12 protein-coding genes are annotated in these 15,129 nt (G+C 66.6%); 6 read left to right on the top strand and 6 right to left on the bottom strand.

Annotated elements, in window-relative coordinates; genetic code table 11:
- Positions 1-12: 12 nt before the first annotated feature.
- From ACFFJ6_RS09730 to ACFFJ6_RS09720, 3 genes are read right to left on the bottom strand one after another with little or no spacing between them, the layout of a single operon-like run.
- On the bottom strand, positions 13-849 hold the full coding sequence (locus ACFFJ6_RS09730; RefSeq protein WP_378386938.1) for a carbohydrate ABC transporter permease: 837 nt from the start codon (positions 847-849) through the stop codon (positions 13-15).
- Positions 846-1,802 (bottom strand): carbohydrate ABC transporter permease, encoded by a 957-nt coding sequence (locus tag ACFFJ6_RS09725; RefSeq protein WP_378386935.1) that lies wholly within the window; start codon positions 1,800-1,802, stop codon positions 846-848. The genes ACFFJ6_RS09730 and ACFFJ6_RS09725 overlap by 4 nt, the downstream gene beginning before the upstream one ends.
- Positions 1,795-2,949 (bottom strand): ABC transporter ATP-binding protein, encoded by a 1,155-nt coding sequence (locus ACFFJ6_RS09720; protein ID WP_378386933.1) that lies wholly within the window; start codon positions 2,947-2,949, stop codon positions 1,795-1,797. The genes ACFFJ6_RS09725 and ACFFJ6_RS09720 overlap by 8 nt, the downstream gene beginning before the upstream one ends.
- A gap of 115 nt (positions 2,950-3,064) precedes the next feature.
- Between ACFFJ6_RS09720 and ACFFJ6_RS09715 the strand changes: the two genes are divergently transcribed.
- The 5 genes from ACFFJ6_RS09715 (at position 3,065) to ACFFJ6_RS09695 (ending at position 9,883) form a co-directional block, all read left to right on the top strand.
- Entirely contained in the window at positions 3,065-3,946 is an 882-nt protein-coding gene (locus tag ACFFJ6_RS09715; RefSeq protein ID WP_378386931.1) for a LysR family transcriptional regulator, read from the top strand.
- 68 nt (positions 3,947-4,014) lie between these two features.
- A complete protein-coding gene (locus tag ACFFJ6_RS09710) occupies positions 4,015-4,380 on the top strand; it encodes a hypothetical protein (protein ID WP_378386929.1) in 366 nt (121 codons plus the stop codon).
- A gap of 55 nt (positions 4,381-4,435) precedes the next feature.
- Positions 4,436-5,707, top strand: coding sequence for a divalent metal ion exporter subunit IhpA (ihpA, locus tag ACFFJ6_RS09705; RefSeq protein ID WP_378386927.1), 1,272 nt, complete (start codon positions 4,436-4,438; stop codon positions 5,705-5,707).
- Positions 5,704-6,696 (top strand): divalent metal ion exporter adaptor subunit IhpB, encoded by a 993-nt coding sequence (ihpB, locus tag ACFFJ6_RS09700; RefSeq protein ID WP_378386925.1) that lies wholly within the window; start codon positions 5,704-5,706, stop codon positions 6,694-6,696. Before ihpA ends, ihpB begins: the two co-directional genes overlap by 4 nt.
- Positions 6,686-9,883, top strand: coding sequence for an efflux RND transporter permease subunit (locus tag ACFFJ6_RS09695; protein ID WP_378386923.1), 3,198 nt, complete (start codon positions 6,686-6,688; stop codon positions 9,881-9,883). The genes ihpB and ACFFJ6_RS09695 overlap by 11 nt, the downstream gene beginning before the upstream one ends.
- Before the next feature lie 42 nt (positions 9,884-9,925).
- On the opposite strand, the gene ACFFJ6_RS09690 is transcribed toward ACFFJ6_RS09695, so the two are convergent.
- Positions 9,926-10,306, bottom strand: a complete 381-nt coding sequence (locus ACFFJ6_RS09690) for a response regulator transcription factor (protein ID WP_378386921.1) — start codon at positions 10,304-10,306, stop codon at positions 9,926-9,928.
- Between the two features lie 341 nt (positions 10,307-10,647).
- Here ACFFJ6_RS09690 and ACFFJ6_RS09685 point away from each other — a divergent pair, with 341 nt between their 5' ends.
- Positions 10,648-11,265: a helix-turn-helix domain-containing protein gene (locus ACFFJ6_RS09685; RefSeq protein WP_378386919.1), complete on the top strand. Its 618-nt coding sequence runs from the start codon at positions 10,648-10,650 to the stop codon at positions 11,263-11,265.
- Positions 11,266-11,292: 27 nt separating this feature from the next.
- Here ACFFJ6_RS09685 and ACFFJ6_RS09680 read toward each other — a convergent pair whose 3' ends face one another.
- Positions 11,293-13,620, bottom strand: coding sequence for a TonB-dependent siderophore receptor (locus ACFFJ6_RS09680; protein ID WP_378386917.1), 2,328 nt, complete (start codon positions 13,618-13,620; stop codon positions 11,293-11,295).
- 246 nt (positions 13,621-13,866) lie between these two features.
- The gene (locus ACFFJ6_RS09675) at positions 13,867-15,033 is read right to left on the bottom strand and encodes an acyl-CoA dehydrogenase family protein (protein ID WP_378386915.1); all 1,167 of its coding nucleotides are present in this window, start codon (positions 15,031-15,033) and stop codon (positions 13,867-13,869) included.
- Positions 15,034-15,129: the final 96 nt, after the last annotated feature.

The following is a 15,129-nucleotide window of genomic DNA, read 5'->3' as shown; positions in this document are numbered from 1 at the left end:
AGAGGACGTGGATTACTTGAGGCCGGTCAAGGTGATGCCTTCGATGAAGCGGCGCTGCGCGAGCAGGAAGGCGATCACCAGCGGCGCGATGATCACCAGCGCCGCCGCCATCAGCGGGCCGTAGTTGGTGCCGGCCTCGGCATTGCGAAAATGCGCGACCGCGAGCGGCGGCGTGTAGAATTGCTGGCTGTTGAGCACGATCAGCGGCCAGAAATAATCGTTCCAGTGCGCCACCACCGAGAAGATGCCGAACGCGGTGACGGCCGGAATCGCGGCCGGCAGCATCACCCGCCAGACGATGCCGAATTCGGAGATGCCGTCCATTCGCGCGGCGTCGATCAGATCATCCGGCACGGTCTTGAAGAACTGCCGCATCAGGAAGATGCCGAACACCGAAATGGTGAACGGCAGCACCAGCGCCGCGTAGCTGTCGAGCGCGCCGAGCTTGTGCAGCAGCAGGAACACCGGAATCGCAGTCGCCTGCGGCGGAATGAGGATGCCGAACAACACCAGCGCGAACAGCGTGCCGCGGCCGAGGAAGCGCAGCTTGGCGAGCGCATAGGCGGCCGGCAGCGCGATCAGGATCTGCAGCGCGAAGATCGAGATCGTGACGATCAGACCGTTGAGCAGATAGCGGCCGAGGTCGGCCTTGGCGAACGCCTCCTGCAGGTTCTCCCACAGCGCGAAGTGATGCGGGATCAGATGCAGCTCGCTGGAATAGATCTCGTCGGCGGGCTTCGACGCCGTCGAGATCATCCAGATGAACGGCGCCAGTACCACCAGCGCGCCGGCAAGTAACACGGCGTGACGCAGCAGCGGCCACGGGTTCAGTTTGAATGACGCGATCATGAGTAGTGCACCTGACGGGCGGTGAGCCGGGCCTTGATCAAGGTCAGCGCCAACACGAACACCAGGAACACCACGGTCAGCGCCGCGGCGTAGCCGGAGCGGAAGAACTCGAAGCCTTCCATGTACATGGTGTGGATCAGCACTTCGGTGGATTTGGACGGCCCGCCCTTGGTCAGCACGTGCACAGTGTCGAACACCTGGAAGGAGCGGATGCCGGTGATCACCACCACGAACACCGTGACCGGCCCGAGCAGCGGCCAGGTGACCAGCCGGAATTGCGACCACGCGCTGCCGGCGCCGTCGATCTCGGCGGCGTCGTACAGCGGCTTCGGGATCGAAACGAGGCCGGCGAGAAACAGCACCATGTTGAAGCCGAGCGCCTGCCAGACGCCGATCACGCACAGCGACAGCAGCGCGGTGTCGCGCTCCTGCAGCCAGCCGTGCGCGGGAAGGCCGACGCTGCGCAGCAGGCCATTCACCAGGCCGAACTGCGGGTGCAGCATGAACTCCCAGACGATCGCCATCGCGATCAGCGTCGCCATCACCGGCAGGAAGTACACGGTGCGGTAGAACGCACGCAGCCCGGTGCCGCTCTGGATCAGCAGCGCGACGCCGAGGCCGAGCACGACCGAGCCCGGCACCACGACAACCACATAGGTCAGCGTGTTGGTCAGCGAGATCCAGAATGTCCTGTCGGCGAACATCTCCTGATAATTGGCTAGCCCGATCCACGCGAAGGACGGCGCGCCGAGCTGATAATCGGTGAAGGACAGCGCGATGACTCCGAGCAGTGGCCCGATCAGCATCAGCAGCATCAGCACGATCGCCGGCCCGACCAGCGCATAGGCAGCGCCGCCGCGCAGATGCGGTCGTGCCCTGCGGCCGGGCGTGGCGGCCGACGGCACGGGGCGAGCAAGGGCAACGTTGCCCGGAGTGAAGACCGCGTCAGACACCGGCCACCTCCAGCGTGCGAACGACGGAAGGCGCGGCGTGAGTCTCGATCCGCTTGCCGCCGGCGTCGAACAGCCGTACCGCATCGGGTGTGAAGCCGAACCGCAGCACGCTGCCGAGCGGCGGCAGCTCGCGGACGTCGCCGATCCGCGCCAGCAGCGGCGTCGCGAGGCCGTCGACGCCGAGATGCACGAATGCTTCGGCGCCCATGTTCTCGACATGCACTACGGCGCCGGAGAACGGCCCGGATCCGACCTGGACACGCTCCGGCCGCACGCCGATCCGGCACGGCCGCGCGAGGCCCAAAGCCGCGACGCCGAGCCGCTGCCCCAACGCCTCGACCTGCCCGTCGGTGCGAACCTGGCCGGGCAGCACGTTGATCTTCGGACTGCCGACGAATTCAGCGACGCGGATGTCGCGCGGGTTGTCGTAGACCTCGGCGGGGCGGCCGACCTGCACCAGCTCGCCGCCGATCATCACGGCGATGCGGCCCGACATCGTCATCGCCTCGGCCTGATCGTGGGTGACATAGATGAAGGTCGCCTGCAGCCGGCGGTGCAGTTGCGCGATCTCGGCCCGCATATGCACGCGCAACTTGGCGTCGAGATTCGACAGCGGCTCGTCGAACAGAAACGCCACCGGGCGCCGCACGATGGCGCGGCCGACCGCGACGCGCTGGCGCTGGCCGCCGGAAAGCTGGCCCGGCTTGCGCTTGAGAAACGCCGAGAGTTCGAGCTGCGCCGCGACGTGCTCGACCTCCTGCCGGATCTCGCGCTCGACGCGGTAGCGGTTTGGCAGCAGCCGGCCGAGGAGCGGCATCCGCTCCAGCGTCGTCAGCCGCTTCATCCGCAGCGGCACCGCGATGTTGTCGAACACGCTGAGATGCGGATACAGCGCGTAGGATTGAAACACCATGGCGAGGTTGCGCTGGCTCGGCCGCACGCCGTCGACCGGCTCGCCGCCGATCCGCACTTCGCCGGACGTCTGCGCTTCGAGACCGGCGATGATCCGCAGCAGGGTCGACTTGCCGCAGCCGGACGGGCCGACCAGCGAGACGAACTCGCCGTCTTCGATCGAAAGATCGACGCCCTTCAGCACGTCGGTGCCGTCGAAGGATTTGCGGATCTCGCTGAGTTCGATAGTCGCCATGCCGCCGCTCCTCATCTGCGATCCATACGCAGCGTGGCTAAGGCCGGCGTCTGACGGTCACATAACAGTCAACAGCTTTGCTTATGGTCCGCGCAGGTTTTGCTTGGAGAACGACATGGCGCTGACGGCGGCGCGGATGCGGGCGGTCAACGCTGTGTACGAGACCGGCTCGTTCGCTGCGGCCGCGCGTCGCATCGGCGTGTCGCAATCGGCGATCGCCCAGCTGGTGCGCGATCTCGAAGGCGAATTCCGCGTGGCGCTGTTCGAGCGCAGCGGCGCGAGCCTGATCCCGACCTCGCTGTGCCGGCAGCTGTACGGCGCGATCAGCAAGATGCAGGCGGTCGAGGCCGATGCGCTGTCGATCCTGCAGCAGCGCGGCGAACCGGCCGGCGGCGAGCTGCGCGTCGGCCTCGGCAATTCGATGCCCGGCATGGCGCTGATCGCGTCGTTCAAGCGGCTGTATCCCAAGGTGCAGGTCGCGATCGAGATCGGCAGCTGGTCCAACATCGTGGCCTCGGTGGTCGAGCAGCGCGTCGACATCGGCGTGCTGCCCGAGGTGCCGGAGGACACGCGGTTTCGCCGCGAGGTCTGCCTGACGCAGCGGGTCGTGGCGCTGTGCCATCCGACGCATCCGCTGCAGGACCGGGCGCAGGTGTCGCTCGCCGAGCTGACGGCGTTTCCGCTGGTGTTCCGCCCGCGCGACTCGTCGACGCAGCGGGCCGTCGATCGCGCCTTCCGCGACGCCGCGCTGCGGCCGAAGCCGTCGCTGATCGTCAACACCCGCGAAGGCATGCTCGAAGCCGTCGCCAACCACCTCGGCATCGGCTTCATGTGGGAACACGGATCGAGCCGTGCAGACGGCATCACCAAAATTCCGGTGACGGAACTGGGCGCCGAAGTGCCGGAATGCATCTTCGCGCTCGCCGGCAAGAAGGGGCGGCTGGTCGAACTGTTCTTCCACGCACGCGGCGCCTCCGGCCTCACCGGAACTGCGTAACACTATTGCGGCTCGACGCCGGGACGACGCACATGCTACCAGACGGTCGCGTCATCCGAGTATCCAGCTTGACCGAGTTGCAGCCGACATCCCGTCTCCGCGTCCCGCGCACGTTGCGTGCGCTCGCGGTGGTGTGCGTGGCGGCCGCTTATCTGCTGTCGGGCCTGCTGCACAATCTCTGCGATGTCGACTTCACCCGCATGGGCGGAGACGCGCAGATCGTCTCGGTTGCGCATGACGGCGCACAACACCATGACGGCGGCGCCCTCGCCGGGCATCATTGCCATGGCTGCTTCTCGGTGTCGGTCCCGGCCGCACCGGTGCCGGCGCCGCTGGAGATCACGTCGAACGACGTCGCGCTCGGCTACGCCGCCACCACGCTGCTTGGCCGCGCCCACGGGCTCGATCCGCCTCCGCCAAAAACCCTGACCTGACCGCCATCGCCGGGCGCAGCCGCGCCCACGCTCTGCCGTCGATCAGGTTTCATCCATGTCTGTCAGATCCGCCACGCGTCTTGCGTGCGCGATGGCACTGCTGTTCAGCCCGGCGCTGAGCGGCGTGTCCCATGCACAATCGCTCACCATGAAGTCAGCGCTGCAGCGCGCGCTCGCCGCCAGTCCGCGGCTGACCGCCGCCGAGCGCGATATCGGCATCGCCACCGGCCAGCGCATCCAGGCCGGTACGCTGCTCAATCCGGAAGTATCCTACGAGCTCGACAACGCTTACGGCAGCGGCGCCTATCGCGGCACCAAGTCGGCCGAGTCGACGCTGCAGATCAGCCAGTTGTTCGAGCTGTTCGGCAAACGCGACGCCCGCATCGCGGTCGGTCAGGCCGGCATCGAGGTCGCGGCGGTGCAGCGTCGCGCTGTGCGGCTGGAGATCCTGTCCGAGACGGCGATCGCCTTCGTCAGCGTGCTCGGCCTGCAGCAGCGCATCACCATCCTGGATCAGCAGGTCGAAGCGATCGACAAATTGACGCCGCTGCTGCAGCGGCGGGTCGATGCCGGCGCCTCGTCGCCGGCCGAGACCGGCCGCGCCGAAGTCGCCTCCGCGCTGGTGAAGGCCGATCGCGAACGGGTGCGCGCGACGCTCGCCAGCGCGCGCCGCGAACTCGCGGTGCTGATGGGCGACACCGCGCCGAAATTCTCCACCGTCTCCGGCCGGCTCGAGCCGAGCGGCCGGCCGCCGAGCTTCCAATCCGTCGTGCAGGCGATCGACGCCAATCCGCAATTGATGCGCTGGACCGCGGTCTATGCGCAGCGCAACGCCGAGCTGCTGCTGGCGCGGCTGAAGCCGTATCCGGACGTGCGTGTCAGCGCCGGCTGGCGTCACTACAACGACACGAACGACGATGCTGTGCGGCTGTCGGTGTCGGTGCCGATCCCGGTGTTCGACCAGAACCAGGGAAACATCCTCTCGGCGCAAGAGAGTCTCGCGAGGACCGCCGCCGAGCGCGCCGCCAATCGCAACACACTGATCGTGCTCGCCGGCCGCGCCTACGACTCGCTGCAGGGCGCGCTCGCCGAACTCAAGGTGCTGCGCGAGGTCGCGATCCCGAAGGCGCGCGACGCCGCCGCGGCGATCGCGGAGGGCTACGGCCAGGGCCGCTTCTCGCTGCTCGAAGTGCTCGACGCCCAGGCCAGCGTCGCCCAGGCGCAGCTCCGCGAACAGGAAGCGCAGCAGAATTTCCACGTCGCCGTCGCCACCATCGAGGGGCTGGTCGGCAATCCGTTTTCACTGGCGCGGGGGAGCGCACGATGAACAGGACCGCAACGGTCATCGCGATCATTCTGGCCGCCGCGGCCGGCGCGCTCGGTGCGCGCTATCTGGCGCCGGACGAGCACGGCACGCCGACCGAACATGCCCACGGCAAGCCCGCCGAAGGCGAAAAGAAGTCGGGTCAACACGCCGAGCCCGACGAGCACGGTGCCGATCGTATCCTGATCAGCGAAGTCAAACTCGCGGCAGCCGGCGCGAGCTTCGCCGAAGCCGGCCCGGCGACGCTCAGCGACTCGCTGGCGCTGAACGGCATTCTGCGCGCCAACCAGGAGACCCTGGTTCAAGTCACGCCGCGCTTTCCCGGCCTGGTCCGCACCATCCGCAAACGGATCGGCGACCAGGTGACCAAGGACGAGCCGATGGCGTCGATCGAGAGCAACCAGAGCCTGACCAGCTACGAGCTGAAATCGCCGCTGGCCGGCACGGTGATCGATCGCCAGATCTCGCTCGGCGAATACGCCTCCGAGCAGAAGCCGGCCTTCGTGGTGGCGGACCTCACGACCATCTGGGTCGATCTGTCGATCTATCGTCAGGACATTCAGCGCGTGAAGATCGGCGACGAGGTGCTGATCGATCCCGACGACGGCGGCGGCGACATCAAGGGCCGCATCGCCTATCTGGCGCCGATCGGCGCGCTCGACACGCAAACCGCGCTGGCGCGCGTGGTGTTGCCGAATCCCGACAGCCGGTTGCGGCCGGGGCTGTTCGTCACCGCGCGGCTGGTGCTCGCCAAGCGCGACGTCGCGGTCGCGGTGCGGGCCGGTGCAATCCAGACGCTGGAGAACAAGACCGTGGTGTTCGTCCGCGAAGCCGACGACGCGCTCGAAGCGCGGCCGGTCGTGCTCGGCGAGCAGGATTCCCGCTTCGTCGAGATCAAGGCCGGGCTCTCACCAGGCGAACGCTACGTCGCGGAGAACTCCTTCGTGGTGAAAGCCGAGATGGGCAAGGGGGAGGCCGAGCATGATCATTGAGAGCATTCTCGCCTTCTCGATCCGGCAGCGCTGGCTGGTGCTGATCGCCGCGCTCGGTCTCGCCGCCTTCGGCGCGTGGAACTTCACCCGGCTGCCGATCGATGCGGTGCCGGACATCACCAACGTGCAGGTGCAGATCAACACCCAGGCGCCCGGCTACTCGCCGCTCGAGATCGAACAGCGCATCACCTTCCCGGTCGAGACCGCGATGGGCGGGTTGCCGAAACTGTCCTACACGCGCTCGCTGTCGCGCTATGGGCTGAGCCAGGTCACCATCGTGTTCCACGACGGCACCGACATCTACTTTGCCCGCCAGCTCGTCAATGAGCGCATTCAGCAGGTGCGCGACCAGCTCCCGGCCGGCGTCGAGATGGCGATGGGGCCGATTTCCACCGGGCTCGGCGAAATCTACATGTACACGGTCGAGGCCAAGCCCGGCGCCACCAATGCGGACGGCAAGCCCTATACGCCGAGCGACCTGCGCACCGTACAGGACTGGATCATCAAGCCGCAGCTACGCAACGTGCCGGGTGTCATCGAGATCAACAGCATCGGCGGCTATCAGCGGCAGTTCCACGTGCTGCCCGATCCGGGCAAACTGATCGCCTACCGCCTCGGCTTCCGCGACCTGATGGTCGCGCTCGCCGCCAACAACGCCAATGTCGGCGCCGGTTACATCGAGCGCAACGGCGAGCAGTATCTGGTCCGTGCGCCCGGTCAGGTCGGGACCAGCGCCGAGATCGAAGCCATCGTGGTCGGCACGCGCAGCGGGATTCCGGTGCGGATCAAGGATGTCGCCCAGGTGATCGAGGGCACCGAGCTGCGCACCGGCGCGGCAACGCTTAACGGCGAAGAAACCGTGCTCGGCACTGCGATGCTGCTAATCGGCGACAACAGCCGCACCGTGGCGCAGCGCGTCGCCGCCAAGCTGCAGGACATAGCAGGCTCGCTGCCGGACGGCGTGATCGCCCGCACTGTGTACGACCGCACCCATCTGGTCGAAGCCACCATCAAGACGGTCGAGACCAATCTGCTGGAAGGCGCCACGCTGGTCGTGGTCGTGCTGTTCCTGATCCTCGGCAACATTCGTGCCGCGATCATCACGGCCTGCATCATTCCGCTGTCGATGGCGATGACCATCACCGGCATGGTCGAGACCAAGGTCTCGGCCAATCTGATGAGCCTCGGCGCGATCGATTTCGGCATCATCATCGATGGCGCGGTGATCATCGTCGAGAACTGCCTGCGGCTGCTCGCCGCCGCGCAGCACGACAAAGGCCGGCTGCTCAGCCTGAACGAGCGGATGCAGACGATCCTCGCCGGCGCCAGCGAGGTGATCAAGCCGAGCCTGTTCGGCACGCTGATCATCGCGGTGGTGTATCTGCCGGTGCTGACGCTGACCGGCGTCGAAGGCAAGATGTTCACCCCGATGGCGCTCACGGTGCTGATGGCGCTCGGCGCCGCGGCGCTGTTCTCGATCACCTTCGTGCCGGCCGCTGTGGCGATCTTCGTTTCCGGCAAGGTGTCGGAGAAAGAGAACATCGTGATGCGCGGCGCCAAGCGGATCTATCTGCCGCTGCTCACGCGTGCCATCATCTATCGCAAGACCGTGGTGGTCGCCGCGATCGCCATCACGCTGGTGAGCGGTTTTGCGGCAACCCGAATGGGCGGCGAGTTCATCCCCAGCCTCGACGAGGGCGATGTCGCGCTGGCCGCGATCCGGATTCCCGGCACCAGCCTGACGCAGTCGCTCGCCTTGCAGATGGCGCTGGAAAAGCGCGTCCGCCAGCTTCCCGAAGTGAAGGACTTCTTCACCCGCACCGGCACCGCCGAGGTCGCGACCGACCCGATGGCGCCGTCGATGTCGGACGGCTACATCATGCTGAAGCCGCGCAGCGAATGGCCCGACCCGGCGAAGACCAAAGCCGAACTGGTCGAGGAGATCGAGAAGGCCGCCGAGGATATCCCGGGCAGCAACTACGAGATCTCTCAGCCGATCCAGCTGCGCATCAACGAACTGGTGTCGGGCGTGCGCAGCGACGTCGGCGTCAAAATCTTCGGCGACGACCTCGACATCCTGCAGAACGCCGCCAGGCAGGTGCAGACCGCGATCCAGGGCATCCGCGGCGCCACCGATGTGAAGACCGAGCAGGTCGCGGGCCTGCCGATCCTGACCGTCAAGCTCGATCGTCCCGCGTTGTCGCGCTACGGGCTCAGCGTCGCCGACGTGCAGGGCATCGTCGAGATGGCGATCGGCGGCAAGAGCGTCGGCAAACTGTTCGAGGGCGACCGCCGTTTCGATATCGTGCTGCGGCTGCCGGAGCGGCTGCGCGTCAGTCCCGAGGCGATCCGGGCGATTCCCATTCCGCTGCCGCCGGCCGAGGAGCCAACCACGGGCCTCACCAAGGCCGCGATGGGATCGCAGGCGCTGCAGATGCGGCACATCCCGCTGTCGGCCGTCGCGACCGTGGAGGCGGCGCCGGGACCGAACCAGATCAGCCGGGAGAACGGCAAGCGCCGCATCGTGGTGACCACGAACGTGCGCGAACGGGACCTCGGCTCGTTCGTGGCCGAAGCTCAGCAAGCCGTGGCAGAGAAGGTGACGCTGCCGGCCGGCTACTGGATCGGCTGGGGCGGCCAGTTCGAGCAGCTGGTGTCGGCGAGCAAGCGGCTCACCATCGTGGTGCCGGTGGCGCTGCTGCTCGTGTTCCTGCTGCTGTTCATGAGCCTGAACTCGGTCGCGGACGCCCTGCTGGTGTTCAGCGGCGTGCCGCTGGCGCTGACCGGCGGCGTCGCGGCGCTGCTGCTGCGCGGCATCCCGCTGTCGATCAGCGCCGGCGTCGGCTTCATCGCGCTGTCGGGCGTCGCCGTGCTGAACGGTCTCGTCATCATCGCCTTCATCGAGCGATTGCGGAGTGAGGGCAAGCCGGTGATCGACGCGGTGCGCGAAGGCGCAGTGACGCGGCTGCGGCCGGTGCTGATGACCGCGCTGGTCGCCTCGCTCGGTTTTGTGCCGATGGCGATCGCCACCGGCGCCGGTGCCGAAGTGCAGCGGCCGCTCGCAACCGTCGTGATCGGCGGCATCATCTCGTCGACCATCCTGACGCTGCTGGTGCTGCCGGCGCTATACACACTCTTCCGCAAGGACAGCCGCGCAGCCGCACGCGCCGAGCCGACGCTTGGATGAGCGGCTCCCTCTGCGCTACTCACCGACTGGCGCAAGTACTCGTCAAGGCCGGGAGGATTGCGCCAGCGCCTGCTCGATACACCGCACCATCACCTGCGCGTCGAATGGCTTGCTCAGGAACGCGATCGCGCCGAACGCCTTGGCCCGCGCCTCCGCTCGCGCTTCGGGAAATGCCGTGATGAAGACGACCGGACAGTCGCGGCTTTCGGCGACAAGCCGCGCGTGCAGATCGAGACCACTGAGGCCCGGCATCTGCACATCGGTGATCAGACAGCCGGCCGAGCCGCACAGATCCGACGCGAGATAGTCCTGCGCCGACGAATAGCCGCGAGCCTCGTAGCCGATCGACCGCACCAGCGCCACGATGGCGATACGGACGTTCTCGTCATCATCGATCACCGCGACGATCTTGCCGATGGTCAATGCTGCCATCCTCAAGAATGATGCAGTGCGAGCCCACGAGCCGAAACATTGCGGCACCGGCCAGCGGGCGATAAGTCATACGATGGTTTTACACCGTCGCCTCCGTCGCGCAGCGAGAACTCGGATTCCGACCCGCGCGGCGCTGTTGAGAGGCCGCGCGTGCGATCTCGCTGCGAGCGCCGACGCCCATTAAACCTTGGTGTGATAGCACCGATACTTACACACGCTATTGCTGGCACGTTCGTGCAACTTTCCTCCTGGTGCGTCACCGTCAAGGATGCCGCACGACGAGAAGCCATCGCCGGGCTCGGCAATGGCGGCGAATGGAAGGCCAGAGCGCCATGGAGCGGCCAACAGACATCACGGGGGAGACGACGGCCGACCCCTTCGTATCGATCGCCGAATTCCTCGAAGAAGCCTCGGCCGCCGTCGGAGGCAATCCGATCGTGGCACGGACGTGCATCGCCCGGGCCGCGATGCTGCTCCGGGAAGTCCAGGCGCGGCATGCGCCGGCAGGCGACAACCCGCAGCGGAGCAGCGGCCCCGGCCTCGCGCGGTGGAAGCTCAACCGCGTCCTGCTGCATGTCGAGCGCCGCCTCGGCGGCAATCTGCGCGTTCGCGATCTCGCCCGGCTGACCGGCCTCAGCCCCGGACATTTCGCGCGGGCGTTTCAGCAGAGCGTCGGTGTCGCACCGCGCCACTTCCTGATCGAGCGCCGGATCGAGCGCGCCAAGACCCTGATGCAAACCAGCGACATGACGCTGTCCGAGATCGCGCTCGCCTGCGGACTGAGCGATCAGGCGCATCTGTCGCGACTATTCCGCCGCCACACCGGCACCACGCCGAACGCCTGGCGCCGCGAATGGCGCGGCGCCGATCCGCAAGGCCCGTCCTTCGTCAAATCGCCGCGCCTCGCCGGCGACGGGATCCGGAGAGAGACCGAGGCGCACGCCGGATAGATCCGCGCGCCTAAATCTCTTCGTGCGTCAGTTCCAGGCGTATTTCAACGTGCCCAGCACCGTCCGCGCGGCGCCGAGACCGCAATAGGCCAGACCGGTCACGCACGACGACACGTAGTAGTGGTTGCCGAGATTGGTGGCGTTGACCTGCGCGCTCCAGCCCTTCAGGTCCGGCCGCAGATACTGGAAGTCGTAGCTGATGGCGGCGTCGAACAGCGTGTAGCTCGGGATCAGGATCGTGTTGGCGGCGTCGCCGTAGCTGGTGCCGACATAACGGACGCCGGCGCCGATACCGAGGCCCGCGACCGGCCCATTGTACCAGGTGTATTTCGCCCACAGCGAGGCCTGATCCAGCGCGGTGTTGAGAAGATAATTGCCGACCGTGCCGTCGTTGGCGGAGGTGACGCGCGGATCGTATTTGTTGTAGCCGCCGACGATCTCCAGCTCGCGCGTGACGTTGCCGCGCGCTTCGAACTCGAAGCCGCGAACCCGGACCTGTCCGGTCTGGACGCTGAACACGATGTTGGCCGGATCGGCCGTCAGCACGTTCTTCTGGGTGATGTCGAACACCGCGGCGGTCAGCATCAGGTTGGAGCCGAACGGCTTGAACTTGACGCCGATCTCGCCGCCCTCGCCGGTGGTCGGCTTGAAGGTGTTACCGAAGCGGTCGGTGCCGGACGTCGGCACGAACGACGACGAGTAGTTGACGTAGGGCGACAGGCCGAAGTCGAACAGATAGTTCAGGCCGACGCGGCCGGTGGTCGCCTTGTCGCTCTGCAGATAGGTGCCGGCAGCCGGAAACAGGCCGGTCGATACCGTCTCCGCCTGCGCCCAGTCCTGCCGGCCGGTCAGCGTCAACGTCCAGCCGTCGTATTTGACCTGATCCTGCAGATAGAGGCCGGCCTGGCTCGACGTGGTGTTGGTGGCGATGAACGGCGACAGCGACGCCGCCGACGGAATGAACGCGCCGTAAACCGGCGCGAAGGCATCGATCGACGAGATCATGGTGAAGCGATAGTCGGACTTCGCGGTCTGGCGCTGATAGTCGAAGCCGGCCAGCACCTTGTGGCTCAGCGGACCGGTCGCGAAATCGGCCTGCAGCTGATTGTCGAGCGCGACGTTCTGGGCGCCGGATTTCACGTAGTTGTAAGACCGCAGCATCGTGCGGTTGTCGGCCAGCAATCCTTCGGAGCGGACGCCGCCGAGATCCTGCGACACGTCGAAATAGCGCAGATTGGACCTGAACTGCAGATTGTTGTCGAAGCGATGTTCGAACGCGTAGCCGACCGAGAACTGTTCGAGCGTGTAGCCGTCCCGGCCCGGCTCGCCGAGATAGCGGCTGTACGGCACCCGGCCGAACGGATTGGACAGCAGCGAGACGCCGCCCGGCACGTATTGTTGCCAGCCGTCGGCCTTGATGTTGGAATAGTGCGACAGCAGCGTGAGCGACGTATCGGTGGTCGGCCGCCAGGTCAGGCTCGGCGCGATATAGGCCTTGTTCTCGTGGACGAAGTCCTGCTGCCCGTCGGTGCTGCGACCGAGCCCGACGATGCGGTAGAGAAACTCGCCGTTCTTGTCGATCGGCCCCGAACTGTCGAACGCGCCCTGAAACCGCTCGAACGATCCGAAGGTGCCCACCACCTCGTGCTGCGCAGAAGCGGTCGGCCGTTTGCTCACCATGTTCAGCAAACCGCCTGGATCGGTCTGGCCGTACAGTCCGGAGGACGGCCCGCGCAGCACTTCCAGCCGCTCCAGCCCGTAGGTTTCGATGCGCGGAAAGGCGAATTGCGTGCCCGGATCGACCGGCTGCCGAAGCCCGTCGAGATAGCGCGGCACGTCGAAGCCGCGCAGCTTGAACGAATCGAAGAACGTCGTTGCGCCGTACGTATCGAGCGTGACGCCGGGCGTATAGCGCAGCGCCTCGACGACGTTCTGCGCGCCTTGCGCCTGGATCTGGTCCTGCGTCACCACCGAGATCGACTGCGGCGTCTGCAGGATCGGCGTGTCGGTCTTGGTTCCGGTCGCGCTCTGATTGGCCAGATAGCCGACCACCGGGCCATTGGCGCGCTCGACACCCCGGCCGGCATTGGCCGAACTGACAACAGGCTGTGCCGGCTGCTGGCGGTCCGGTGCGGCGGCACGGCGTGTCGCCGTTGTCGCCCGGGTCGCGCGCCGCGTCGGCGTTGCCGGGCGTGCCGCCTGCGGCTTTGGCGCATCCACGGTGACGGCCGGCAGATCGCGCCCGGACTGCGCCCGAGCTTCGCCGAGCGGCAGACTGCATCCCAACGCGCTCGAACAGATCAACGCCTTGACTACTACGCTGCGAGCCAAGCGCCCCGACGTCACCGCTTTCATGTCGATCCCCGTACCAACCAGGGATCGACAACTATCACATCGGTTGCGGCTGACAGCCGGACGGCAGTTGGAATGCATCCAAATCGTGCAGACGGCGCGAGCGACGTGGCAAATTCGTCACGCGCGCGAGGCTCGACAACGACAGACCGCGGGCCTCGTCCTGCGCTGGTTCCATTCGCCGTGATCGCGTCTCCTGGAGACGATGGCGAGCGGCCGCCGCCGCACCACGACGAAATGTTGTCGTGATCAGTACGACTTCGCCAGCCCCAGCACTTTCTCGGCGATGAAGCTCAGCGCGAGCTGCGGGCTGACTGGGGCAATGCGCGGGATCATCACCTCGCGAAGATAGCGCTCGACGTGATACTCCTTGGCGTAGCCGAAACCGCCATGGGTCATCACCGCCTGCTCGCAGGCCGAGAAGCCGGCCTCACCGGCGAGGTACTTCGCCGCATTGGCGGCCGCGCCGCACGGCATGCCCTGGTCGTATTGCCACGCCGCCGACATCACCATCAGCCAGGCGGCTTCGAGCTCGACCCAGTTCTTCGCCAGCGGATGCTGAATCGCCTGGTTCTGGCCTATCGGCCGGTTGAACACGATCCGCGTCTTGGCGTACTCGGCCGCGCGTGTCAGCGCCAGCTTCCCGAGCCCCACCGCCTCGGCGGCAATCAGGATGCGCTCCGGATTCATGCCTTCGAGGATGTAGTGGAAGCCCTTGCCCTCCTCGCCGATCCGGTCCTCGACCGGAATCTCGAAGTCCTCGAAGAACAGCTCGTTGGAGTCGATGATCTTGCGGCCCATCTTTTCGATCTCGTGCACCTTGATCCTGGTGCGATCGAGATCCGCGTAGAACAGGCTGAGGCCGTGGGTCGGTGACTTGACCTCTTCCAACGGCGTGGTGCGCGCCAGCAGCAGGATCTTGTGCGCGACCTGCGCGGTCGAAATCCACACCTTCTGGCCGTTGACGACGTAGCGGTCGCCCTTGCGCACCGCGCGGGTCTTGAGCTGGGTAGTGTTGAGGCCGGTGTTCGGCTCGGTCACCGCGAAGCACGCCTTCTCGCGCCCCTCGACCATCGGCGGCAGCATGCGCTGGCGCTGCTCCTCGGTGCCGAACACCACGACGGGGTTGAGGCCGAACACGTTGATATGCACCGCCGAGGCGCCCGACATGCCGGCGCCCGACTCCGAAATCGTCCGCATCATGATGGCGGCTTCGGTGATGCCGAGGCCCGACCCGCCATAAGCCTCGGGCACGCAGATGCCGAGCCAGCCGGCGTCGGCCAGCGCCTTGTGGAAGTCGTGCGGGAAGCCGCCTTCGCGATCCTTCCTCAGCCAATAGGCGTCGTCGAAGCCGGCGCAGATCTTGGCGATCGCATCGCGGATGGCTTCCTGCTGGTCGGTGAGGGCGAAGTCCATGGCCTGGCTCTTGTTCGATCTTGTCTGAGGCGTTTCCCGCGCGCCGCGGCGCGCCGGCGCACAATGCCATCTGGCCGCGCGCAGGCAAGCACAACC

The organism is Rhodopseudomonas telluris (assembly GCF_042432815.1).
Lineage (GTDB): Bacteria > Pseudomonadota > Alphaproteobacteria > Rhizobiales > Xanthobacteraceae > Rhodopseudomonas > Rhodopseudomonas telluris.
The sequence above is the reverse complement of the archived record's forward strand: the minus strand, read 5'-3'. Positions and strand labels throughout refer to the sequence as shown.

Excerpts from the sequence above, each read along its gene's own strand:
- ACFFJ6_RS09730 (WP_378386938.1), bottom strand. The coding sequence starts at position 849 with ATGATCGCGTCATTCAAACTGAACCCGTGGCCGCTGCTGCGTCACGCC.
- ACFFJ6_RS09720 (WP_378386933.1), bottom strand. The coding sequence starts at position 2,949 with ATGGCGACTATCGAACTCAGCGAGATCCGCAAATCCTTCGACGGCACC.
- ACFFJ6_RS09715 (WP_378386931.1), top strand. The coding sequence starts at position 3,065 with ATGGCGCTGACGGCGGCGCGGATGCGGGCGGTCAACGCTGTGTACGAG.
- ihpA (WP_378386927.1), top strand. The coding sequence starts at position 4,436 with ATGTCTGTCAGATCCGCCACGCGTCTTGCGTGCGCGATGGCACTGCTG.
- ihpB (WP_378386925.1), top strand. The coding sequence starts at position 5,704 with ATGAACAGGACCGCAACGGTCATCGCGATCATTCTGGCCGCCGCGGCC.
- ACFFJ6_RS09695 (WP_378386923.1), top strand. The coding sequence starts at position 6,686 with ATGATCATTGAGAGCATTCTCGCCTTCTCGATCCGGCAGCGCTGGCTG.
- ACFFJ6_RS09685 (WP_378386919.1), top strand. The coding sequence starts at position 10,648 with ATGGAGCGGCCAACAGACATCACGGGGGAGACGACGGCCGACCCCTTC.
- ACFFJ6_RS09680 (WP_378386917.1), bottom strand. The coding sequence starts at position 13,620 with ATGAAAGCGGTGACGTCGGGGCGCTTGGCTCGCAGCGTAGTAGTCAAG.
- ACFFJ6_RS09675 (WP_378386915.1), bottom strand. The coding sequence starts at position 15,033 with ATGGACTTCGCCCTCACCGACCAGCAGGAAGCCATCCGCGATGCGATC.